The sequence below is a fragment of the Pandoraea sp. NE5 genome (assembly GCF_024363545.1).
GTDB lineage: Bacteria > Pseudomonadota > Gammaproteobacteria > Burkholderiales > Burkholderiaceae > Pandoraea > Pandoraea cepalis.
The window spans coordinates 2,429,144-2,452,160 of the sequence record NZ_AP025517.1; the positions used below are offsets into that span (position 1 = coordinate 2,429,144).

Genomic DNA, 23,017 nt, shown 5'->3' on the forward strand with positions numbered 1-23,017 from the left:
GCCATGACACCGAACACCACCGAATTGGCCAAGCCAGCGGGGCGCCCACGGCGACGTGTGTGCGGCCGACCATTGAATTCCCTAGGGTCTGGAGACGTCATGAAACCTGTGCATTGCCTGGCCGCGCTTCCCATCGCGGCGTTTTACAGCGGCGGTTGGCTGGCCGAACATTTGGGCACCCGTTTGGCGGGGCTGCCTTTCCTGATGGCGTGGAATATCGTCTGGCTGCTGCTCACGTCGGCGGTCATGGTCGTGATGTTCCGCTTCGACGGTTCGCGCGAGTCTGCGCAGGATGCGCGCGAACACGACGGAGCGACATCATGAACGCCGCCCTGACCGTCATTGCGGCGTTCCTCGCCTTTGCGCTCTTCATCGGACTGCGCGCGCGGCGCGGTCGCACGATGAGTCTGGAGCAGTGGGCCGTGGGTGGCCGCGGCTTCGGCACGCTGCTTGTCTTCCTTCTGATGGCCGGCGAGGCGTTCTCGACCTTCACGTTCCTCGGCGCGAGCGGATGGGCGTACAGCAAGGGGCCCCCCGCCTTCTACATCCTCGCTTACGGCGCGCTCGCCTATCTGCTCGGCTACTGGATGCTGCCGGCGGCGTGGCGTCACGCAACGCGACACGGCTGCGTGTCGTTCTCCGACTTCTTCGCGACGGCCTACCGCTCGCGCGCGCTGGGTGTCGTCGTCTCGGTAGTCGCCGTGCTCGGCATGAGCGCGCTGCTGATCATTCAGTTGCGCGGACTGGGCATCATCGTGTCGGAGGCGTCGTACGGCACGGTTCCGCCGGTGGTCGCGATCTGGTGCGGCGCGATCGCGATGGTGGTGTACATCACGGTGTCGGGCATTCACGGTTCCGCGAGCATTGCGATCTACAAGGACATCCTGATTCTCGTCATTGCCGTGTTCCTCGGCGTCTATCTGCCGCTGCATTACTTCGGCGGATTCGGCGAGATGTTCGACCGCATCGAAGCGGCGCGGCCGGGCTTTTTGCAGATGCCCACAAGCGGCCTGACGCTGTCCTGGTACAACTCCACGATTCTGCTCACGTCGCTGGGTTACTACCTGTATCCGTACGTGTTCACGTCGGTGTACGCGGCCAAGACCGAGAACGCCGTGCGCAAGAACACGATTTTGATGCCGCTGTACCAGATGGTGATCGCGTTCATGTTCTTCGTGGGCTTCGCGGCCATTCTGCAAGTGCCTGGCCTGACCGGCGCGGATTCGGATCTGGCGTTGCTGCGCATCGTCAAGCAGACGTTTTCGCCGTGGTTCGTGGGCGTGATCGGCGGCGTCGGGGTATTGACCGCGCTCGTGCCCGGTTCGATGATCCTGCTCAATGCGTCGACGCTGATCGCGAAGAACATCTACCGCGACGGCTTTGCGCCGCATGCGAGCGATGCCTTCGTGGGCAAGCTCGCCAAGCGTGTGCTGCCGGTCTTCGGGCTGGTGGCGGTGGGCTTCGTGTTGCGTGGCGGGGCGACGTTCGTGGCGCTCGCGCTCTTCGCGTCGAGCCTGCTCACACAACTGTTCCCGTCGTTCGTGTCGAGCTTGTTGCCGCGTCCATTCGGCAACAAGTACGGTGCCTTCGCGGGGATCGGCGCCGGCGCTGTCGTGCTGGCGGCGGCGGTCGGGTTCGACGTCACCCTGCGCACGTTGATGCCGGGCGCATCGGATACCGTCGGATCGATCAACATGGGGCTGGTGGCGCTGGCGGTGAACGCGCTGACGTTCGTGGTCGTGAGCTTGCTCACGCGCTCGCGCAACGTGGCGGCAGGCGTCCCGCAGGGCACCTGACAGGAAGCATTGAGGAAGGCATGACAACACTGGACATTCGCAACGCGCGCGGCCTCGATGGCGCGCCGCTCGACGTACGCGTCGAGAACGGACGGATTGCGGCACTTGCGCCGTCGTTGCCCGGCGCGCCGGGCAGCGGCATCCGTCTGATCGATGCGGGCGGTGCGCTGCTGCTGCCCGGTCTCGTCGAGGCACACACGCATCTGGACAAGACCGTCTGGGGCATGCCGTGGTACGAGAACGCGTGCGGCTCGCGGCTGATCGAGCGCATCGACAATGAACGTCGGTGGCGTGCCGAGAGTGGGCATGACGCGGGGGCCGCGTCGCTCGCCCTCGCGCGAGCATTCCTCGCGGCGGGCACCACGCGGCTGCGCACTCACGTCGACATCGATACCGACGCGGGCCTGCGTCATCTCGACGGCGTACTCGCCACGCGTGAAGCGCTGGCGGACACCCTCGACATGCAGATCGTGGCGTTTCCGCAGTCGGGCGTATTGGATCGCGAGGGCACCGTTGCCTTGCTCGACGGCGCGCTCGCGCGGGGCGCGGACGTGCTCGGCTGGCTCGATCCGTGCGCCATCGATCGCGACCCGAAGGCGTCGCTCGACGCCATGTTTGCGCTGGCCGACAAACACGGTTGCCCCGTCGACATCCATCTGCACGAGCCGGGCGAGATGGGCGTGTTCTCGCTCGAACTGATGCTTGAGCGCATTGCCGCGCTTGGCATGCAAGGCAAGGTCGTGGTGTCGCATGCGTTTTGCCTGGGCGAGTTGGACGCCGCGCGCGCCGAGACGATGCTCGCGCGCCTGGCCGATGCCGGCGTCGCGCTGATCACCACCGCGCCGCCGTCGCGTATCGTGCCGCCGCTCATGGCCTGCCGGCGAGCCGGTGTGCCGCTGGCGGGCGGCAACGACGGCATTCGCGACACGTGGACGCCCTATGGCTCGCCCGACATGCTCGAGCGCGCCATGATGATCGGGCTGCGCTACAACCTGCGTCGCGACGATGAACTGGACATAGCGCTCGATTGCGTCACCGATCAGGGGGCGAGGGCCTGTGGGTTCGACGACTACGGCCTGCGCGTGGGCGCGCGCGCCGACCTGGTGCTCGTCGATGCCGTGAATGCTGCGCAGGCCATCGTCACGCGTGCGCCGCGCCGCTGGGTGGTGGCGAACGGGCATGTGGTGGTCAGCGACGGTGTGGCGGTATGACACTCTGGCTGGCCATCGTCGCGGTCGGGCTGACGCTCCGGCCGACGCTCACGTCCATCAGTCCGCTGCTGCCCCAAATCCGCGAGGCTACAGGGATGACCTATCCCGTGGCGGCGTTGCTCACATCGCTGCCGGTGCTCGCAATGGGCGCGGGTGCCTTTGCGGCGAGCGGGCTGACGCGCCGCTGCGGTGAGCGGCGCGGGGTGCTGCTCGGACTGGCGGCGCTTGCGCTCGCCTGCGGCATGCGTTTCGTGGCCGACGATACCGCCACGATGATCGCCACGGCGCTCGCGTCGGGCATCGGCATCGCCGTCATCCAGGCGCTGCTGCCCGGCGTGGTGAAGGCAAACTACAGCGCGGCGCGCATGACGGCGATGATGGGTTTGTACTCGGCGGCGCTCATGGGCGGTGGCGGACTTGGCGCCGCAATCAGTCCGTGGGCGGCGTCCGAGGCGGGCGACTGGCGTGTCGGGCTGGGGATGTGGCTCGGCGTTGTCTGCGCGGCCGCGCTGGCCTGGTGGCGTGCGCCGCTGGTTCAGGCGGTGGCGGCACCACCGGGGGCCGTGACGTCGGCGGCGGATCTGCGCGCGGCGTGTCGGGCGGCGGGCGAGCGTGTTGCGTCGGCGACCGGCGCTGCGCCGTCGATGTTTGCGTTGCTACGCAAGCGTCGCGCCTGGACACTGGCCGTGTACTTCGGTCTCATCAACTGCACCTATACGACCATGGTCGCTTGGCTGCCCCCGTTCTATCAGCAACACGGCATGAGTGCGACGCGCAGCGGGGCATTGCTGGCCGGGCTGACGGCCTGTCAGGTCGCCGCCGCACTGACGCTGCCCTGGCTGGCGCGCCGTCACGCCGATCGCCGTCGCTGGCTCACGCTCGCGCTTGCGTCCACGCTTGGCGGACTCATCGGGCTGGCGCTCGCACCGGTCGCCGCCGCGTGGGCGTGTGTCGGCGCCGTCGGTTTCGGGTTGGGGGGCACCTTCTCGCTTGGACTCGTGCTTGCGCTCGATCATCATGCGCATCCGCGTCATGCGGCGGCGCTGGCGGCGTTCATGCAGGGCGTGGGCTTTTGCATCGCGGCGCTGGCGCCGTTCGCCGCTGGCGCGGTGCTCGATCGCACGGGCAGCTTCACGCCGTCGTGGATCGGACTCATCATGCTCAACGTGGCGTTGATCGCGCTGACGTGGCGCTTCGATCCCGCGGGCTATGCGTCGGCGCTTCGCTTGTCGCGCGACACGCCCGGCGGTCACCCTCAGCGCGCATGAGGCGCGCTGAATGCGCGCTCGACGCTCACTCGAAGCGCGCGCCCGGCGTATGCGCCGCACCTCTCGCGCGTTGCGCACGCGAGACACGTATCCCTTAGGCAAAATTCCTGCGGAGTCCCTACGCAATCCGCGCTAAGATGGTTCGTCGTGTGATGTCGCAGCGGGACGTCGGCGCGAGACCGTGATGCCTGGCCGATCGGCTGGATTCGGCCGGGCGCGTGCACCGCTGGATACCAAGGGAGAACGGATGCTCGGAATGTCGCGCGGGGCCGTGGGTCGATCGTTCGGGACGATGCTCGTCGCGCTCGGTGCCTGCAGTGTCGGCGTGGCCTTGCTCGCGTCGTTTCCCTCTCTGGCTGCGGCGGCGGACACGATCGTGCCGCAGCATCCGACCCTCGACGCCGCACCGACCGCGGCGCCTGTTTCCACGCCGAAAGCTTCCTCGCCGCCGACCGGCATCGACCAGCGCGTGCCGCGCAGCGATGGGGCGTATGCCAATCTTCATGTCTTCCGGCCCTCCTTGGCCTGTCGTGGCGTCGCGGTGCTGAGTCCCGGGGCGGGCGACGACCGCGACGCGCTTTCCTGGTTGGGCCGCGCGCTCTCGCAATACGGGTGGCTGACCGTGACCATGGCTCACAAGGAAAGCGGGCACGACTCCTTGCGCGATCGGGTGCGCAGCGGTGGATTGCGCGACGGTTTGCTGGCACTCACTACGGATCCCGAAGCTTACGGCGACCGTCTCGAAGACACCGGGGCGGCGCTGCACTGGGCGCGAACGCAGTGCCGCGCGGGACCGGCCGTCTTCGCGGGGCACTCCATGGGGGCGGCCACCGTGATGATCGAGGCCGGTGCGAAGAACAAGCTCGGGCTCGACAGCAACGACCGTTTCGATGGCTACATCGCGCTCTCCCCGCAGGGGCCCGGCCCGATCTTTCCGTCGGGCGCCTGGCATGACATTCGCAAGCCCGTCCTGTTGGTGACCGGCACACGTGACGCACCACTCGATGGCAAGTGGCAGACGCGCACCGAGCCCTACGCGGATCTGCCTGCCGGTTGCCACTGGCTAGCGGTCGTCGACAGCGCCACGCATTTCAATTTCGCCGGTTTCGGCTATGGTCACGGTGACATCGAGGCCAAGGTACTGCCGCTGATCCAGCGGTTTCTCGACAACGTGCGCACGCAACGGTGTGCCGTCCCCACGCCGGCGACCGGTGTGAAATTCGAGGCGAAGTAACGCGGGTCCGTGCCCGCCCGAGGGCGAGCCGCTACCGGATGCCGTCAATCGAAGCACCGCTGCGGCATCGGCCGTGTGGGCAGGGGGAATGGGTGGGAGAGGGCGGGAAAGGCGGTGAAAGCCTTCCGTTTTGCCTATCGGTCACAAATCGTCACAAATTTGTGATGCGCCTGGAGCAGTGTCCCAGCGGACGATTGAGATAATGTGAGTGCCCGCTTCGAAGCTTTTGCGGATGTATCTTTCGTCAATCGGTAAATGAGCGGGTAAAATTGCGCGTTCGGCGCAAGCTGGCTACGGTCGGCACGCGCGTTTCACGCTATCTCCAATGCCGATGGAATTCCTGCTCAATTTCGTTTCCCGCATGATTTCCCGCCGTGCCTTGCGCCTGGCGCTCGCCGGCGTACTCAGTGGGTGCGCTCTGGTCAGCGGCGCCGCGCATGCCTTCTCGTTCGACGACGTTGCCAAGCAGGCGCGCACGCTTGCGAACAGCCGCTACAAGCCGAAGGATCCGAATCTGCCGAAGGCGCTGCAGAACCTCTCGTACGATCGCTATCGCAATATCCGCTTCAAGCCCGAAAAGGCGCTGTGGCGTGCGCAAAAGCTGCCGTTCGAGCTGATGTTTTTCCATGAGGGCTCGTACTACGACCGTCCGGTGAAGATCCACGAATTGGCCGGCAACAGTGTGCGCGAACTGCGCTACAGCCCCGACATGTTCGATTTCGGCGCGCTGAAGGTCGATCCCAAGCAGTTGCGCGGGCTCGGCTTCGCGGGGTTCCGCATCCACTTTCCCGTGAACACCCCGAAATACAAGGACGAAGTGATGGTCTTCCTCGGTGCGAGTTATTTCCGCGCGCTGGGCAAGAATCAGACCTACGGCTTGTCCGCGCGCGGGCTGGCACTCGACACCGCGCTCAATTCCGGCGAGGAGTTTCCGCGCTTCACCGAGTTCTGGATCCAGCGTCCGGCCCCTGGCGCCAAGGAGCTGACGATCTACGCGTTGCTCGATTCGCCGCGTGCGACAGGCGCCTATCGCTTTACGCTGCGTCCGGGCGTCGATACGACGGTGGACGTGAAGGCCGAACTGTTCCTGCGTGAGAACGTCACCAAGCTGGGCATTGCGCCGCTCACGAGCATGTTCTTCTTCGGCGAGAACCAGCCCGCGGCGGTGCCCGACTATCGTCCGGAAGTGCATGACTCGGATGGCCTGTCCATCGAGTCGGGCACCGGCGAATGGATCTGGCGTCCGTTAGTCAATCCGAAGCGCCTGCTCGTCTCTTCCTTCGCGTTGACGAACCCGGCCGGATTTGGGCTGCAGCAGCGCGACCGTGACTTCGGCGACTACCAGGATCTGGAGGATCGCTACGAATCGCGCCCGAGCGCCTGGGTCGAGCCCAAGGGCAAGTGGGGGCCGGGCCGGGTGGAGTTGGTGCAGATCCCGACCCCCGACGAGACCAACGATAATATCGTGGCGTATTGGGTGCCGGATGCGCCGCCCAAGCCCAAGCAACCGTATTCGATCGAATACCGGCTGTCGTGGCAGAAGGACAACGACAAGCGCCCGCCGATGGCGTGGGTGTCGCAAAGCCGGCGGGGGCACGGCTACCGGGGAAAACCAGACGACAGTCAGCTGTTCGCGCTCGATTTCGAAGGTCCGGCGCTCAAGAAACTGCCGGAAGATGCCAAGGTCGAAGGGAACGTATCCATCGATGGCAATGGCAAGATCCTCGAAGTGCAGACGCAGCGCAATGACGTCACGGGAGGCTATCGCGTCATGCTCCGCATGCGCCGCCTCGATGCCGAGAAACCCGTCGAAATGCGCGCTTACCTGCGCAACGGCAGTAATACCCTATCCGAAACGTGGAGCTACCTGTTACCCCCCGAATGAGCGACCGTTCCGACATTCCGGTCGACGAGTTGTACGTCGACCGGCTGCCACTGCCCGCCGAGAAGCGCCGCGCCCTGTTGGCTCAAGCCAGGCGTGACGGCGGCGATTCGCTTGACGTCCTCACACGCTTGCAGCGTTTGCTCGCCGCGCGCGCTGTGAACGGCGCGGGCGATGTGCCGCCTGATGCCGACGATGCCACGGCCGATGCCGCCAGCGCGGCGCTCGCCGAGGCCGCGGGGCAGACCGCCGCGCAGGCCGACATACCCGTTGCCACGGTCGGCGTGGCGACGGCCGCGTGGCATGCGCACAATATCGAGGAGATCGAATCCGGCAGCGACGCGGTGCTTGCCTCGCAATCGGTGCGTCTCGCGCTCACCGACGGCGGATCGCTCGCCGCCGCTGCCGGATTGAACGAAGTGCGTGGCGTACAAACCTTGTGCACCGCACCGCCGGTGCGCCGCACGTCACTCATTCCGCGCGCCTGGTCACTCAATCCGCTCGCGCGACTGTGGCGCAAACTGACCGGCCGCGAAGATCCCGATCCGCTCGTGCGCGACGCCCCGGATCCCAAAGGACGATGGTCGCAAGCGGGCCGGCGCCGTCGCTGGACGCTGCTCGTGCTGATGATCGCGCAGACGGCGCTGGCTACACATTTCATGGCGTCGGTGCTGCCGTATCACGGGGCCGATCCGCTCGAATTCTCCGTGCTCGTGCTGTTCGTGCTGCTCTTCGGCTGGGTTTCGGCCGGGTTCTGGACGGCGATCTTCGGCTTCTTCGTGCTGCTGTTCGGCGGCGAACGCCACATGATCTCGAAGATGGCCGCAGGCGATGCGCCGATCGCACCGGAGGCGCGCACCGCGCTCGTGATGCCGATATGCAACGAAGACGTCGGCCGCGTGTTCGCCGGGTTGCGTGCGACCTACGAATCGCTGGCCAAGACCGATTCGCTCGAACGCTTCGATTTCTTCATCCTGTCCGATTCGAACGAGGCCGACAATTGCACGGCCGAAGTCGACGCGTGGCAGGCGCTATGCCGCCAGGTGAACGGCTTCGGCCGTATCTTCTATCGTCGCCGTCAGCGTCGCGTGAAGCGCAAGAGCGGCAACCTCGACGACTTTTGCCGCCGCTGGGGCAGTGACTATCGCTACATGCTCGTACTCGACGCCGACAGCGTGATGAGCGGCGAATGTCTGACGAAACTGGTGCGCATGATGGAAGCGCACCCGAGCGCCGGCCTGATTCAGACCGCGCCGCTCGCCGCCGGACGCGAAACGTTTTACGCGCGCCTGCAGCAGTTCGCCGGTCGCGTGTACGGCCCGCTGTTCACGGCCGGCCTGCACTATTGGCAATTGGGCGAATCGCACTACTGGGGCCACAACGCGATCATTCGCATGGCGCCGTTCATGGCGCATTGCGCGCTTGCCCCGCTGCCGGGCAAAGGCGCCATGTCGGGCGCGATTCTCTCGCACGACTTCGTCGAGGCGGCGCTGATGCGACGCGCCGGCTGGGGCGTGTGGATTGCCTACGACCTGCCCGGCAGCTACGAGGAAATGCCGCCGAACCTGCTCGACGAACTCAAGCGCGACCGCCGCTGGTGCCAGGGCAACCTGATGAATTTCCGGCTGTTCCTGGCCGAGGGCATGCACCCGGTGCACCGCGCGGTGTTCGTCACCGGGGCGATGGCCTACGTGTCAGCGCCGTTGTGGTTCATCTTCCTGATCCTCTCGACGTGTCTGCTCGCCAAGCACACGCTGGTCGTGCCCGAATATTTCACGGCGCCGCGACAACTGTTCCCGGTCTGGCCGGAGTGGCATCCCGAGCGCGCGCTCGCATTGTTCTCGGCGACGGCCACGCTGCTCTTCCTGCCGAAGATCCTCGCCGTGGTGCTGATCTGGGTAAAGGGCGCGAAACGTTTCGGCGGGGCATTCGCGGTGACGGTGAGCATGTTCATCGAACTCGTGTTCTCGGCCGTGCTCGCCCCGGTGCGCATGCTGTTCCATACACAGTTCGTGCTGGCGGCGCTTACCGGCATTGCGATTCAATGGAAGTCGCCGCCGCGTGAAGACGCCGAGACGCACTGGGGCGAAGCGATTCGCCGCCACGGCCTGCATACCCTGATCGGGCTGGGGTGGGGGGGCATCGTCTACTGGCTCAACCCGGACTTCATTTGGTGGCTGATGCCCATAGTCGGATCGATGGCGATCTCGATTCCCGTGTCGGTGTTCTCCAGCCGGGTGTCGCTGGGGCGCGCGCTCAAGCGTGCGCGGCTGTTCCTGATTCCGGAAGAGTCATGGCCGCCCAAGGAGCTGCGCATGACGGAAAAATACACGGAGGACGCGCGCCAGCATGTCACCTTTGTCGACGCCGTCGTCGACCCGATGGCCAACGCCCTCGTGGCCGCGAGCGTGGTGCCGACCCTTGACGACGCGAAGCGCGACGCCCGGCGTGCCGGCCGTGTCGAGACCGCGTTGCTCAAGGGACCGGCGAAGCTGACGAACACGCAGAAGTGGGAGTTGCTCAACGACCCGCGCGCGCTCGCAGCACTCCATCTGCTCGTGTGGACGGACCCGCGTGCGCATCGCGATTGGCGCGACGCGCGCACCGATGGGCTGTCGCAGGGCTTTCTCGCGTCGGCCTGACCGGCAGACAGGCAGAGGCTGGCGGCAAGGAAAAAACGGCAAGGCATCGCGCCTTGCCGTTTTTTTCGTTTGCGGTACTCGCCCGTCGGGAGAGACGGGCCGCAGTACTGAACTATCGCGAGGGCAGGAAGTCGCGGGGGTTGAACGGCGTGCCCTTCTGGCGCACCTCGAAGTGCAACTTGACCGTGCCATGCGAGTCGGTGTCGCCCATCTCGGCGATCTTCTGGCCCTTGCTGACCGACGCCCCTTCCTTGACCAGAATGGCGCGGTTGTGCGCGTAGGCGGTGAGGTACCCGTTTTCGTGCTGCACCATTACCAGGTTGCCGTATCCGCGCAACCCGCTGCCTGCATAAACCACCTTGCCGGCGGCTGCCGCATAGATCGGGTCGCCCGCTTTGCCGCCGATATCGACGCCCTTGTTGCTGCTGCCATTGAAGTTTGCCAGCACCGGGCCATTGGCGGGCCAGACCATCGGAATCCGGTTGGTCGCCGTGCGTGGGGCAGCGGGCGCGGGAGCCGGCTTCGGGGTCGGGCGGGCTTGCGGCGCGGGTCTGGCGGCGCCGGACGCGGCGGCCGCCGCACCGGCCGGCGGCACGACACGCAGCACCTGACCGACTTCGATCTTGTCGGGATCGGTCAGGCCGTTCCAGCGCACCAGATCGGCGGCACTGGTATTGTTGGCGCGCGCGATGCCATAGAGGGTGTCGCCGGACTGCACGCGATAGCTTCCGGCGGGCACCGGGCCATAGGTCGGTGACCCGGCGCAGGCGGCGAGCGTCAGGCAAATGGCCAGACTGAGCGCGTGCGTGCGGCAACGGGACACCCAAGCCGGTTGGCTTGGCGTACGAGCGTCAGACGGCGACGGCGAGGGGCGCATGAGGCGAGTAGACTCCATCCGTAGGCGGGTATGGGGGTTGAGTGGCGCGGGCGCGGGAAAAAACGCCCATTGTACGGGCAGCAACCCTGGCTCGAACACCCGAAGCCCGCCCAAATCTCCCGCGAGGGCGAGAAATTGTTACGAGATTTGCAGGCCTTACCCTGTTGACAAACGACGCGTCTACACGTATAAAACCAACTGCAGATTGTCAAGCCGCGAAGTTGTTGTCAGACGTAGTTTTCCTGCTTCTCGCTGGTTTCTAGTCCTTCATTTTCCCTTGATTGTCAGCGCTCACGGGGTTATTTCGACCTCAAGCTATTGTTTTATTAGGAAAAAATATGGAAACCGGTATTGTTAAGTGGTTCAACGACGCAAAGGGCTTCGGCTTCATTACCCCGGACGCCGGCGGTGAAGACCTGTTCGCTCACTTCTCGGAAGTGAAGGTTGACGGCTTCAAGTCGCTGCAAGAAAACCAACGCGTGTCGTTCGAAGTCAAGACTGGCCCGAAGGGCAAGCAAGCTGCGAACATCAAGCCCATCTAATTGGCTTGAACGCATTCCCGTGATGCCGCGCCAGCCTTAGGCGAGGCGGCGTCCCGAGATCAGCAGGCCCGATGACGAAAGTCATCGGGCCTGTTTGTTTTTTGGCGTCTTTTTCGATTCGCATGGGACGTGCACGCGGACGATGCGACTGTCGCGGTTCGACGCTACAATGCCTGATCGAATTCGCGTGAGCCCTCGCGTGAGCCCTTTTCCGAGGCAATCATGAGCTTGCAAACATGGTGGCTGTATGTCGTCACCGTTTTTTTCGTCTCGGCGACGCCGGGACCGAACATGTTGCTCGTCATGACGCATGGCGCGCGTCACGGGCTGCGTCCGTCGCTCGGCACGATGGCCGGCTGCATGACGGCACTCATCGCCATGATGTCGGTTTCCGCGGCCGGACTGGGCGCCGTGCTCCGCGCGTGGCCGATGTTGTTTGACACGCTGCGCTACGTCGGTGCGGCATATCTCGTCTATCTCGGCTACAAGAGCTGGCGCTCACCCGTGGACGCGAATGCCGCGGCGCCGTCCGACGTGCCCGCCACGGCCGTGGATTCGAGCTTCGGCAAACTCTTCAAGTCGGGCTTCCTGGTCGCGGGCAGCAACCCGAAGGCCATTCTCTTCGCCGCGGCGTTCCTGCCGCAGTTCATCGACCCAACTGCCGCCAAACTCCCGCAGTTCTCGATTCTGCTCGGCACGTTCGCGGTGATCGAGGTGAGCTGGTATCTGGTCTACGCCACCGGCGGGCTACGCATCGCGCCGTACTTGCGCGAAGCGCGTGTGCTCAAGGCATTCAATCGCATCAGCGGCGGCGTGTTCATGGGTTTCGGCGCGTTGATGGCCGCGGTACATCGCTGATCCGACGGTAGCGTGCGGCAAAGGTCCGAGGGCGCGTCCGGGGTGTGGCGCGCGACACGGGACACCGCAAGTTTGTGGGCCGGAGCCCTCAATATTCCGGCCCAGCGACCGTTAACGTTTTTGACCAGATACATGAGACGGTGCACCAGCGCTGACAGAGACACGCATTCGCACAGTGACGTCGTGAGGCGTCACGTGTTGCCGAGACTTTAATACGTACGGCTTGCGCCGCCCGGCGCGGTCCGTCACGGGGACAATTAGAAGATCAGGTATGGAAATGACAGAACCGCAGGTGACACCGGCGCCCACGGACAACGAAACGCAACTGCATGATTCGTATCGCATCAGCAATCCGCTGGAAATTGGCGGCGTGCTGCGCCATCTGGCGACCCGTGGCGATTTCATGACGGTGTACTTCGCGAACGGGCAGCGGCAACTCGTCACGCGCCTGCTCAAGGTCGAGCCGCAAGTGCGCGGCTTTTATTTCGACTGGGGCGGTGTGGAGGCGGAGAACCGGGCGCTGCTTGCCAACAAGCGCGCGCTGTTCGTTGGCGTGCCCGAAGGCATTCAGGTGCATTTCCCCATTGGCGATGTCGAGGAGCGCGAGTTCGAAGGGTATCCCGCCTTCTACGCCTCGTATCCGGAAACGCTCGTGCGTTTGCAGCGCCGCGATTACTTTCGCGTGAAAACGCCGATCCTTGATCCATACCCGTGCACGGTCAAATTCCCCGACGACACGCCGATGCGCCTGTCGGTGTTCGACCTGTCACTCGGTGGCGTTGGCTTGCGCACGAAGGCCGATGCGGCGGCCGAAATTCCGAAGGGCTCGATGCTCATGCACGTCGAGATCGAATTGCGCGACTACGGCACCGTCCAGGTGGACCTGGAAGTCTGTGCCATTCGCACGGTGCCGTTGGCGAAGGACGTCGAGTATCACATCGGCTGCCGCTTTATCGCGCTCTCGCGTACCGCCGAGTCGCGCCTGCAAAAGCTCATCACGCAGCTCGAACTCAATCGCAAGGCATTCGCGCGCGGCTAAGCGTTCGGTGTAATGCGATCCAACCGGCGCGTGCCTCTGCGGCGCCGGTTCGGTTCGCCGAGCGCCGCTGCGGGCGCGTCAATCGTCGCGTTGCCGGGTGACAGCGTGGGGCGGTTCGCCACGGGCTTCTCGTACCCCGTCGGGATAGATGCGTACCAGCACGATACGCGGCCCCTGCATCTTCTTCACGACAACGGAGAAGCCTTCGAAGTCGACCTTCTGGCCCTCGTGCGGCAAGTAGCCCAGCACGTCCATGATCAGGCCACCCACCGATTCCGCGTGCTCGCTCGGGATCTCGATGCCCAGCGAGCGTTCCAGCGTCAGGATGGGTAAGCTGCCCCGGCCGATAAGCGTGCCATCTTCCATGTGGGTCCAGTCGTCTTCCGTCTGGCGGAATTCGTCGCGGATCTTGCCGACAAGCGCCGAGAGCAGGTTGTCGAGCGTCAGGAAGCCGATAGGCTTTTGGTCCGGCCATCCCACGATCGCGAAGTGGGGTGCGCCCCGGCGAAATCGGCGGAACAGCTCACGCGCCGGCATGTCGGGTTTCACGCGCTCCACGGGCCGCGCCATACTGCCCAGATCCTCGATCGATTGACCATGATGCTCCGCGAGGAACAGATCTTTCAGGTGCACCACGCCGAGCACGGTTTCGCCATCGTTGTCGAAGAATGGGTAGCGGCTGTAGCGGTGACGATAGGCCGTATCCATGTTCTGCGCGAACGTTGCATTGCGCCGGAAGCTGGCCACTTCGCTCATCGGATGCATGAGATCGGAGACGGTCAGATCGCTGAAGTCGATGGCGTAGGCGACCACATTCCAGTCGTCGCGCGACAGTTTCTCGCTCGATGCCCCCCGGCGCATGATCAGCTTGATTTCGTCGGCCGAGTAATGGGCATCGGTGCCGTGCGACGGATCGAGACCTGTCCAACGCAGCAGGCGGTTGGCGCTGTGGTTGAGAATCCAGATCGCCGGATACATCAGCCAGTAAAAGCCATAGAGCGGGGCGGCTGTCCAGACGGAGACGATTTCCGGCATGCGCAGGGCCATCGACTTCGGTGCGAGTTCGCCCACGACAATGTGCAGGTACGAAATCGTGAAGAATGCGATGAAGAAGGCGAGCGCATGAATCAGCTCCGCCGAGTTGACCCCCAGCGCGGCGAACAGCGGCGTGAGAATGCGCGCAAACGCGGGCTCACCGATCCAGCCCAGACCGAGCGAGGCGAGGGTGATGCCGAGCTGGCACGCGGAAAGGTAGGTATCGAGCTGGCTGTGAACCTTGGCCAGGATACGGCCGCGCCAACCGCGTTGGCGGGCGATGACATGAACGCGCGTCTGGCGCAGTTTGACGAGGCCAAATTCCGCCGCCACGAAGAAGCCGTTGAGCAACACCAGCAGTATCGCAGCGACGATCAGTAAAAAGTTTTCCAAAATATATGAAATGGGACATCAGGCCCGTCAGTATAAGTGACATTCGCCCGCGGAAATCAATTGCCGTGACGTTCCGGTGTGTTGTCGGTCAATTGCGTGGGATTCAAGGGGCTTTCGCGGTGGATGTCGGCAAGGCTGCGCGACTCAACGGCGGTCGATGGCCCGCCAGCCGGGCATGGCAAAGGCGTCGACGAGAAAGTCGATGAGGGCGCGGACCTTTGCGCTCAGGTACTTGCGCGAAGGATAGACGACGTAGACACCCATCTCGCCCTGCGTGTATTCGGGCAGGAATTCGACGAGCCGGCCGTCGCGCAAGGCGTCTTGCACGAGAAACGCCGGTTGCAGGATGATGCCCGCCCCGGCAACGGCGGCGGCCAGGCAGGTATCGCCGTTGTCGGCGATCAGCCGCGCGCGCGTGCGCACGGAAACCGGGCCGTCAGGGCCGTCGAAGCGCCATTCGCGCCGATGCGAGAAGTAGCTGTAGCCGACGGTCTCATGATGGGCCAGTTCGCTGGGATGCGGTGGCGTGCCATGCTGCGCGAGGTAGCCGGGCGAGGCGCACAGCACCAGCCGGGTACCCGCGAGCCGCCGATGCACCAGCGACGAATCGGGCAGGCGCGTGATCCGAATGGCCAGATCGTAGCCTTCGTCAACGATATCGACGAGGCGATCGCTCAGCGTGATATCGAGCGAGACTTGCGAATGTCGCGAGAGAAACGTGGGCCAGAGCGGCGCGAGATGCAGCACACCGAAGGTGTGCGGGGCGTTGATGCGCAGCGGCCCGGCCGGCAGACCGTCCTGCTCGCCCGCCATGGCATCGGCCTCGTCGAGTTCGGTGAGGATCTGACGGCAGCGCTCGACGTAACGCTGGCCCGGCTCGGTGAGCGACAGGCGTCGCGTGGTGCGTTGGAGCAAACGCGTGCCCAGACGCGCCTCGAGATCGGCCACGTAACGCGAGATGGCCGTCTTGGAGATGCCCAACGTTGCGGCGGCCTTCACGAAGCTGCCCGACTCGACCACGGCAATGAAGCTCTCGATCTCGCGAAGTTTGTTCATGCCGGGGCGGGGCTCCTCAGGAATGCGCACCGCGATGCGCGATCAGGCCGGTGGCCGGACAGGCGACGGCGCCGACGATGCCGCGACGGACAGGCCTGTCGCGACACCCCCGGTGCCGATGTCGTTATTGTGCCAGCGCGCTCACTTCGGCGAGCGACGGGGCGGCGTTGCCGAACGCGAACGCGTCCATGCGCAGCGCGCCGTAGGTGGCGCCGGTGTCGAAGTGCGTCTGACGGGCGGCATTGTCGGCTGCGCCCAGGGCAATATAGAGCGGTAGCAGATGCTCATCGGTCGGATGAGCGCGCTCGGCGTACGGTGCGCGGGCGCGATAGTCGAACAGGGCATCAAGGTCCATCGCCGCGAGATGCTCGGTGAACCAGGTGACGAATTCGGCCAGGTAGGGCGCGTCGGCACGGTCCTCCGACGGGGCGCGGAACACCTCGTGCAGGTTGTGGGTGAAGCTGCCCGACGCGAGGATGAGCGTGCCGTCCTGCGCGAGCGGCGCCAAGTGCTGTCCGAGCCGATATTGCTGCTCGGGACGTTCGTGCCGTTGCAGCGACAACTGGGTGACCGGGACATCCGCATCCGGGTAGAGGTAGCGCAGCGGCACCCAGGCGCCGTGATCGAGACCCCACTGGTCGTCGGTCGTCGCGGGCAGACCCGCGTCGCGCAGCATTTGCACCGTGCGCTCGGCGAGCGCGGGCGCTCCCGCGGCCGGGTACTCCAGTGCGTAAAGCTCGCGCGGGAAGCCGCCGAAATCGTGGATCGTGCGTTGTTGCGCCAGACTGCCCACGCGCAGGGCCGGCGTCGACCAATGCGGCGAAATCACGAGGATCTCGCGCGGACGCGGCACCGCACGCCCCAACGCCGTCAACAGTGGGCCGGTACGGCCCGGATCGACCGCGAGCAACGGCGAGCCGTGGGAGACGAAGAGGGTAGGAAGGGCAGACATGGCAATGACTCCAGCAAAAGAACGCTAACGAGAACCTGACGAGGCTATCAGGCGGTGCGAGCGCGGCGTACCGCGCAAGCGCCGTCCCCGAGCAGGGCCAGAACCAGCAGCGCCACCAGCCAGAACGCGGGGAATTCCCAGCCGCCGCCCTTGTTGGTGAACATCCAGCCGTTGTGGCCGTGCACCGATACGATGGTGCCGAGCATCAACGCCGCCAGCGGCAGCGCCGCCCAGCGCGCATAGAAGCCCGTGATCAGCATCAGGCCGCCGATCAGTTCCAGCGCCATCGTGACATACGCGACGAACGGCGGCAGGCCCAGCGAGCCCATGAATCCGACAAATCCGGGCACGGTAAATACGAACACCTTGAGCGACAGATGGGCGAGGAAGAGGATACCCAGCGATACGCGCAGCAACAGTGCGGCGTAGGGGGCGGTTTTGTTGTCGATCATGACAGGCTCCGGCAAAGGAATCGAAGTAAGGGTCGGCTCAGCCATCAATGCGATGACTGACTTGGCTTCGATTTTAGGGAGTGCCATCGTTTAGATAAACGGGCATATTGGGGATTGATTGTCCCTTGCATGGGGACAATCAATCGTTGCCGCGGAGGTGAATCGGGATGATCGCGCCGGCGCTCAGGCCGACGCGATCATCCGGTCGAGCAGTTCGATCCAGTGTTGAACCGGCGCGTGATCGCGCGCGTGCTCGCCCTTGGCGGTCGCCTGCAAATGACAGATGCAGCCGACGTTGGCGGAGACGACCAGTTCGGGCTCGAGGGCGTCGAGCGCCTTCCACTTCGCGTCGCGCAGTTGATGCGACAACGTTGGCTGCGTGACCGAATAGGTGCCCGCGGAGCCACAGCAGATATGGCTGTCCTGCGGCAGCATGACGCTCACGCCAACCCCGGCGAGCACCTTCTCCACCACGCCCTTGAGTTGCTGGCCGTGTTGCAGCGTGCAGGGGGGATGGTAGGCAATCTTGCCGGTTTTGCGGCTCGGCACGCGCTGTTGCAGGGCTTCCAGGTTATCGAGCAGCACTTCCGACAAATCTCGTGCGAGTTCCGAGACGCGTTGCGCCTTGCCTGCGTATTGCGGATCGTGACGCAGCAGATGGCCGTACTCCTTGACCGTCGCGCCGCAGCCCGACGCGTTGATCACGATGGCTTGCACACCCGCTTCGATCTCGGGCCACCAGGCATCGATGTTGCGGCGCGCATCGTCGAGACCGTCGTCCTGATAGTTCAGATGCAGGCGGATCGCGCCGCAGCAACCGGCGGCCGCCGGACGCACCATTTCGATCTCGAGTGCGTCGAGCACGCGGGCGGTGGCCTTGTTGACGTTCGGCAGCATGGCGGGCTGCACGCAGCCTTCGAGCATCAGCATGCGACGGGTGTGCGTGCCCTGCGGCCAACTGCCCGAGCGCTGGCGATGCGGCACCTTCTCGCGCAGCGAGCGCGGCAGCAGTGACCGGAACTGCTGGCCCAGGCGAAGGGCAGGCGAGAACAGCGTACGATTGGGCAGCACGCGGGCGAGCGTCCAGCGCAGCGCGCGCTCACCGGCGGGGCGACAGACCTTGGCGTCGACATGACGGCGGCCGATGTCCACGAGCCGGCCGTATTGCACCCCCGACGGGCAGGTTGACTCACAACTGCGGCAAGTCAGGCACCGATCCAGGTGGCGCTGCGTTTCACGCGTCACGGGCTGGCCCTCGACCATCTGCTTGATGAGATAGATGCGCCCGCGCGGGCCGTCGAGTTCGTCGCCTAGTAATTGGTAGGTCGGGCACGTGGCGGTGCAAAAGCCACAATGCACGCATTTGCGGAGAATGGCTTCGGCTTCGTCGCCGTCTGGCGTTTGACGGAGAAAGTCTGCGAGGTTCGTTTGCATCGTCGTCTTTAGCGGTACAGCCGATGGCGGTTGAAGATGCGGCTCGGGTCGAACGTGTGCTGCAAACGCTTGCCGATAGCGTGCAGCGCGGCCGATGGCGGGGTAAATACGCCAGCCGACTTGTCGCCGTGGCGAAACAGCGTAGCATGCCCGCCCACCGCTGCGGCAATCGCGCGCACATCGGCGGCGGCGCGCGGTGTGATCCACCAGCGTTGCGCGCCCCCCCATTCGATCAGGTGCTCGTCGCCGTGGGCGAGTGGCGGCGTGGTCGAGGGCACCGACAGACGCCAAAGCGGTTGGCCGTCTCCCTTGATCGGCGCGCTCGCGAAGAACGGGTGCGTCTGCTCGCGCAGGGTCTGCCAGAACGCATGCGCTTCGAGGGCATCGACAGGTTCGCCACCCATCGTGGCGCGCGCTGCGGCGATGGCCGCCGCGGCACCGCCAAGGCGCACGCGCAGCACGCCGTCGTGCCACGCCGAACCCATCAGGGGCAGCGGCTGAGCGGCCCAGCGGTTGAGTTGCTCGATGGCTTGTGCCTGCGGCAGTTCGAACTGCAGCGTGGCCTCGGCCACCGGGCAGGGCAATACTTTGATCGAGAGTTCGAGCAAGACGCCGAGCGTGCCGAGCGCGCCGGCGAGCACCCGGGAGATGTCGTAACCCGCGACGTTCTTCATGACCTGCCCACCGAAATGCAGCACTTGGCCCTGACCGTTCATGACGACGGCGCCGAGGACAAAGTCGCGCGGTGCGCCGACGTGCGGCCGGCGAGGGCCGGCAAGGCCGGCCGCAATGCAGCCGCCGAGCGTTGCCCCTGACCCGAAATGGGGCGGCTCGAACGGCAGAATCTGCCCGCGCGCGCCCAGCGCCGATTCGATCTCGGTCAGTGGCGTGCCCGCGCGGGCGGTGATCACCAGTTCGGCCGGATCGTACGAAACGATGCCGCGATATGCACGCATGTCGAGCGGCTCGCCCGTGGGCGTCTGGCCGTACCAGTGCTTGGTGCTGCCACCCTGGATGTCAAGCGGTGTGCCGCTGGCGGTGGCGGCGAGCACGCGCTCGCGTATCGCGGCGAGCACTTGCGCCGCCGCTTGCGTATCCACGTCGGGCAACGCGAGGGAAGGGGCTTGCGACATCAGAACCTCGGCAATTCGGGATGGGGCAACAGGCCGCCGCGCACGTGCATCTTGCCGTACTCGGCGCAGCGCGCACGTGTGGGAATGCCCTTGTCGGCGTTGAGCAGGCCGGCGGGGTCGAAGGCACGCTTCACGCCAAAGAAGGCATCGCGCTCTTCCGGCGAAAATTGCACGCACATCGCGTTGATCTTCTCGATCCCCACGCCATGCTCACCGGTCACCGTGCCCCCCAGCGCCACACAGGCTTCGAGAATGTCGCTGCCGAACGCTTCGGCGCGGTGCCACTCGTCGAGATCGTTGCCGTTGAACAGAATCAGCGGGTGCATGTTGCCGTCGCCGGCGTGAAAGACGTTGATACAGCGCAGGCCGTATTGCACTTCCATCGCTTCGATGCGCTTGAGCAGCGTGCCGATGGTCCGGCGCGGGATCGTGCCGTCCATGCAGTAATAGTCCGGCGAGAGTCGTCCGGCGGCGGGGAAGGCGTTCTTGCGTCCGGACCAGAAGCGCAGACGTTCGGCTTCCGATGTGGACACCTGGATGCGCGTGGCGCCCGACGCCCGCAGCACCGCCGAGACCCTTGCGATTTCCTCCGCGACTTCTTCGGGCGTGCCGTCCGACTCGCACAGCAGAATGGCGGCCGCGTCCAGATCGTAGCCTGCGTGAACGAACGCCTCCACTGCCTGGGTGGCTGGCTTGTCCATCATCTCCAGGCCGGCCGGGATGATGCCCGCCGCGATGATGGCGGCGACGGCGTTGCCGCCCGCCTCGACATCATCGAAGCTGGCCATGATGACTTGCTGCACCTGCGGCTTCGGCACGAGCTTCACGGTAATTTCCGTGACCACGCAGAACATTCCTTCGCTTCCGATGAACACGGACAGCAGGTCGAGTCCCGGGGCGTCGAGGGCGTGCGAGCCGAATTCCACGATCTCGCCGTCCATCGTTACGGCGCGCACACGCAGGACGTTATGCACCGTCAGGCCGTATTTCAGGCAATGCACGCCGCCGGAGTTCTCTGAGACGTTGCCGCCGATCGTGCAGGCAATCTGCGACGATGGATCCGGTGCGTAGTAAAGCCCATAAGGCGCGGCCGCTTCGGAGACGGCGAGGTTGCGCACACCGGGCTGAACGGTGGCGGTACGTGCGTAGGGATCGACTTCGATAATGCGTTTGAATCGGGCGAGCGACAGCACGATGCCGTCGGTGATCGGCATGGCGCCGCCCGACAGCCCCGTGCCGGCGCCGCGCGGCACGACGGGCACATTGTGCGCGTGGCAGGCCCGCAGGATGCGGCAAACCTGATCCTCGTCGGCAGGCAATACCACGGCAAGCGGGAGCTTGCGGTAGGCCGCCAAGCCATCGCATTCGTACGGCGTGATCTGTTCGCGGTCGGTCAGCCACTGAGCGTCGGGCACGGCGGCACGCAGTGCCGCCAGCCGGGCGGCGCGCGTGGTGTCGTCAATCGTCTCGAAGACCGGCTCGTCGTCGACGCGCATGGGCACCGGCGGCGAAGCTGACGACGACGGGACCGGGCGCGGCGGACTCAGCGGCGCGGAGGGAGGCGGGGGCAACGCATTCGATGTCATCAGGCGGGCTCTCGGACCATCGTTAACGTGGGGCGACGTTTCGCGGATTGTTGGTCTACTGGTAGACTGGTCGACCAGTTGTCGAATGATGCTATCGTAAAGGGAATGATCCGATTTCGACTACAGGGTAAACCCTTGGTATGAGGGGCATCCCTGAGCGAAGCCGGGCATCTGGCTGCGCGCCTGCCCTGAGCGAAGCGTCATCCTGTATCGTCGTGTCTGTGATTTTTCCGTCGAGAACCGAAGCCGACATGTCGTCCAACGAGTCGTCCTTGCCTATGTCTTCCTTCCCTGCCAGCGAATCTTCGGGCACCGCCGCGAGTTTTGCGCCGGTCACGCCGCCGCCGCGTCTGCGTCTGTCCGACATGGTGTACGAACAACTGGAGACGATGGTCGTCGAAGGCCGGCTCGCCCCCGGCTCGGCGCTGCCGTCCGAGCGCGATCTGGCGCAGCAGATGGGCGTGTCGCGCCCGTCCCTTCGCGAAGCGCTACTGCGACTGGAGTCGCGTGGCCTGATCGTGGGGCGCGCCGGTGGCGGGTATCTGGTCGCCAATGCCAGCCAGCCGCTGCTCGCGGAACCGTTGTCTCAATTGATGTCGCGACACAGCAAGACCGTCGACGACGTGCTGGAAATGCGCGAAGTGCTCGAAGCCAAGGCGGTCGAGCTGGCGGCCGCACGGGCAACGCCCGAGGACATCGCGCGGCTCGCACAAGCGCTGGAAGCGCTCGAAGCGGCCTATGCCGCAGGGCGCGATGGTCTGGACGGCGAGGGCGAGGCCAAGGGACAGTCGTTGCTCACCCGCGTACCCGAACTCGACGCGCATTTCCATCTGGCGCTGGCGGAAGCCACGCACAACCTTGTGCTGGTGCACCTGATGCACGCGATCTTCGAGCTGTTGCGCGGCTCGGTGGTCGACAACTACCGCGCCATCGTCGGCCATGGCGCGGATCTGGCCGAGCTGATCGAACAGCACCGTCGCATCTTCACCGCCGTGGCGTCGCACGACGCCACCGTTGCGCAACGTTCGCTGCGCGAACATCTCACCTTCATTCGCAACCACTCAGGCGACGTCGAGCCGGTCTAACGCAATTTTTCTTGCCGGCGAGTCACCTCGCCGACGGTTGGCGGCCCCCCCCTAAAACATCATCGTTTTCCCTGAGCCTGCACCCGGCGGTGCGATACCGCCTGAGGGGGTGTCACGCCTCGTTCCGGCGCGCAATGTCCTGCAAGGCCCCGATTTCCGTGCGTTTGCCGGTTATCGGGCGCTTACCCCGACGCCGTCCAGGCGTCCGAATCGGGGCCGACGGCAACCGGAATGTGGGCGCTCTCGGGTTGACAGTGTCCCGGTCATGGACTACTTTTGGAACCATAAAAATACTTAATTCGATATATTGAATCTTGTATATCAGATGAAGAGCGTCAAAATGGTCCCGATAAGACTCGTGAATTCCTTCGGGCAAGGGCTGAATTGACGCCGTATTTTCTGGAGACATTCGTTGGGTAAGCACGCATTTCCTTTCGGGCAGCATTCATGCGACGGTTTATCCGCACCGGCTGCCCTGTCGTATCCGCCGTTGGCGTCTGAGTTGGTGGTTCAGCGCTACGGTCTTCCTCATCTCCCTGCCG

General features: G+C 65.0%; 19 protein-coding genes. 11 read left to right on the plus strand and 8 right to left on the minus strand.

The window, feature by feature from the left end:
• Positions 1 to 99: 99 nt before the first annotated feature.
• From PanNE5_RS11135 to mdoH, 7 genes are all read left to right on the plus strand, one after another.
• Positions 100 to 324: a DUF3311 domain-containing protein gene (locus PanNE5_RS11135; protein WP_017234774.1), complete on the plus strand. Its 225-nt coding sequence runs from the start codon at positions 100 to 102 to the stop codon at positions 322 to 324.
• Positions 321 to 1,796 carry a sodium:solute symporter gene (locus PanNE5_RS11140; RefSeq protein WP_017234773.1) on the plus strand — a complete coding sequence of 492 codons (1,476 nt, stop codon included), beginning with the start codon at positions 321 to 323 and terminating at the stop codon, positions 1,794 to 1,796. Before PanNE5_RS11135 ends, PanNE5_RS11140 begins: the two co-directional genes overlap by 4 nt.
• Positions 1,797 to 1,816: 20 nt before the next feature.
• On the plus strand, positions 1,817 to 3,007 hold the full coding sequence (locus tag PanNE5_RS11145; protein ID WP_261939763.1) for an amidohydrolase family protein: 1,191 nt from the start codon (positions 1,817 to 1,819) through the stop codon (positions 3,005 to 3,007).
• Entirely contained in the window at positions 3,004 to 4,275 is a 1,272-nt protein-coding gene (locus PanNE5_RS11150; RefSeq protein WP_261939764.1) for an MFS transporter, read from the plus strand. The genes PanNE5_RS11145 and PanNE5_RS11150 overlap by 4 nt, the downstream gene beginning before the upstream one ends.
• 184 nt (positions 4,276 to 4,459) lie before the next feature.
• Positions 4,460 to 5,509, plus strand: coding sequence for an alpha/beta hydrolase family protein (locus tag PanNE5_RS11155; protein WP_261939765.1), 1,050 nt, complete (start codon positions 4,460 to 4,462; stop codon positions 5,507 to 5,509).
• A gap of 325 nt (positions 5,510 to 5,834) precedes the next feature.
• A complete protein-coding gene (locus PanNE5_RS11160; protein ID WP_410007576.1) occupies positions 5,835 to 7,394 on the plus strand; it encodes a glucan biosynthesis protein G in 1,560 nt (519 codons plus the stop codon).
• Positions 7,391 to 10,033 carry a glucans biosynthesis glucosyltransferase MdoH gene (mdoH, locus tag PanNE5_RS11165; protein ID WP_261939766.1) on the plus strand — a complete coding sequence of 881 codons (2,643 nt, stop codon included), beginning with the start codon at positions 7,391 to 7,393 and terminating at the stop codon, positions 10,031 to 10,033. Before PanNE5_RS11160 ends, mdoH begins: the two co-directional genes overlap by 4 nt.
• A 112-nt stretch (positions 10,034 to 10,145) precedes the next feature.
• On the opposite strand, the gene PanNE5_RS11170 is transcribed toward mdoH, so the two are convergent.
• Positions 10,146 to 10,910: a peptidoglycan DD-metalloendopeptidase family protein gene (locus tag PanNE5_RS11170; protein ID WP_017232469.1), complete on the minus strand. Its 765-nt coding sequence runs from the start codon at positions 10,908 to 10,910 to the stop codon at positions 10,146 to 10,148.
• A 338-nt stretch (positions 10,911 to 11,248) separates the two neighbouring features.
• On the opposite strand from PanNE5_RS11170, the gene PanNE5_RS11175 reads away from it, so the two are divergent.
• The 3 genes from PanNE5_RS11175 to PanNE5_RS11185 all read left to right on the plus strand — a co-directional run bounded on the left by PanNE5_RS11175 (position 11,249) and on the right by PanNE5_RS11185 (position 13,349).
• Positions 11,249 to 11,452, plus strand: a complete 204-nt coding sequence (locus tag PanNE5_RS11175) for a cold-shock protein (RefSeq protein WP_010805153.1) — start codon at positions 11,249 to 11,251, stop codon at positions 11,450 to 11,452.
• A gap of 222 nt (positions 11,453 to 11,674) precedes the next feature.
• On the plus strand, positions 11,675 to 12,310 hold the full coding sequence (locus tag PanNE5_RS11180) for a LysE family translocator (protein ID WP_017232470.1): 636 nt from the start codon (positions 11,675 to 11,677) through the stop codon (positions 12,308 to 12,310).
• A 271-nt stretch (positions 12,311 to 12,581) separates the two neighbouring features.
• Complete coding sequence (locus PanNE5_RS11185) at positions 12,582 to 13,349, plus strand: flagellar brake protein (RefSeq protein WP_017232471.1); 768 nt, start codon at positions 12,582 to 12,584, stop codon at positions 13,347 to 13,349.
• 78 nt (positions 13,350 to 13,427) lie between these two features.
• Here the strand turns inward: PanNE5_RS11185 and PanNE5_RS11190 are convergent, their stop codons facing one another.
• The 7 genes from PanNE5_RS11190 to PanNE5_RS11220 form a co-directional block, all read right to left on the minus strand.
• Complete coding sequence (locus tag PanNE5_RS11190; RefSeq protein ID WP_085982673.1) at positions 13,428 to 14,777, minus strand: hemolysin family protein; 1,350 nt, start codon at positions 14,775 to 14,777, stop codon at positions 13,428 to 13,430.
• 144 nt (positions 14,778 to 14,921) lie between these two features.
• Positions 14,922 to 15,833 (minus strand): LysR family transcriptional regulator, encoded by a 912-nt coding sequence (locus tag PanNE5_RS11195; RefSeq protein ID WP_017232473.1) that lies wholly within the window; start codon positions 15,831 to 15,833, stop codon positions 14,922 to 14,924.
• Positions 15,834 to 15,957: 124 nt separating this feature from the next.
• Positions 15,958 to 16,785 (minus strand): dioxygenase, encoded by an 828-nt coding sequence (locus PanNE5_RS11200; RefSeq protein WP_017232474.1) that lies wholly within the window; start codon positions 16,783 to 16,785, stop codon positions 15,958 to 15,960.
• 47 nt (positions 16,786 to 16,832) lie between these two features.
• Positions 16,833 to 17,237 (minus strand): DoxX family protein, encoded by a 405-nt coding sequence (locus PanNE5_RS11205; RefSeq protein ID WP_017232475.1) that lies wholly within the window; start codon positions 17,235 to 17,237, stop codon positions 16,833 to 16,835.
• A gap of 183 nt (positions 17,238 to 17,420) precedes the next feature.
• Positions 17,421 to 18,671: a glycolate oxidase subunit GlcF gene (glcF, locus tag PanNE5_RS11210; RefSeq protein WP_017232476.1), complete on the minus strand. Its 1,251-nt coding sequence runs from the start codon at positions 18,669 to 18,671 to the stop codon at positions 17,421 to 17,423.
• An 8-nt stretch (positions 18,672 to 18,679) separates the two neighbouring features.
• Positions 18,680 to 19,804, minus strand: coding sequence for a glycolate oxidase subunit GlcE (gene glcE / locus PanNE5_RS11215; protein ID WP_261939767.1), 1,125 nt, complete (start codon positions 19,802 to 19,804; stop codon positions 18,680 to 18,682).
• Positions 19,804 to 21,300: an FAD-linked oxidase C-terminal domain-containing protein gene (locus PanNE5_RS11220; RefSeq protein WP_150563709.1), complete on the minus strand. Its 1,497-nt coding sequence runs from the start codon at positions 21,298 to 21,300 to the stop codon at positions 19,804 to 19,806. The genes glcE and PanNE5_RS11220 overlap by 1 nt, the downstream gene beginning before the upstream one ends.
• A gap of 368 nt (positions 21,301 to 21,668) precedes the next feature.
• On the opposite strand from PanNE5_RS11220, the gene PanNE5_RS11225 reads away from it, so the two are divergent.
• The gene (locus PanNE5_RS11225) at positions 21,669 to 22,475 is read left to right on the plus strand and encodes a FadR/GntR family transcriptional regulator (RefSeq protein WP_017232478.1); all 807 of its coding nucleotides are present in this window, start codon (positions 21,669 to 21,671) and stop codon (positions 22,473 to 22,475) included.
• Positions 22,476 to 23,017 lie beyond the last annotated feature (542 nt).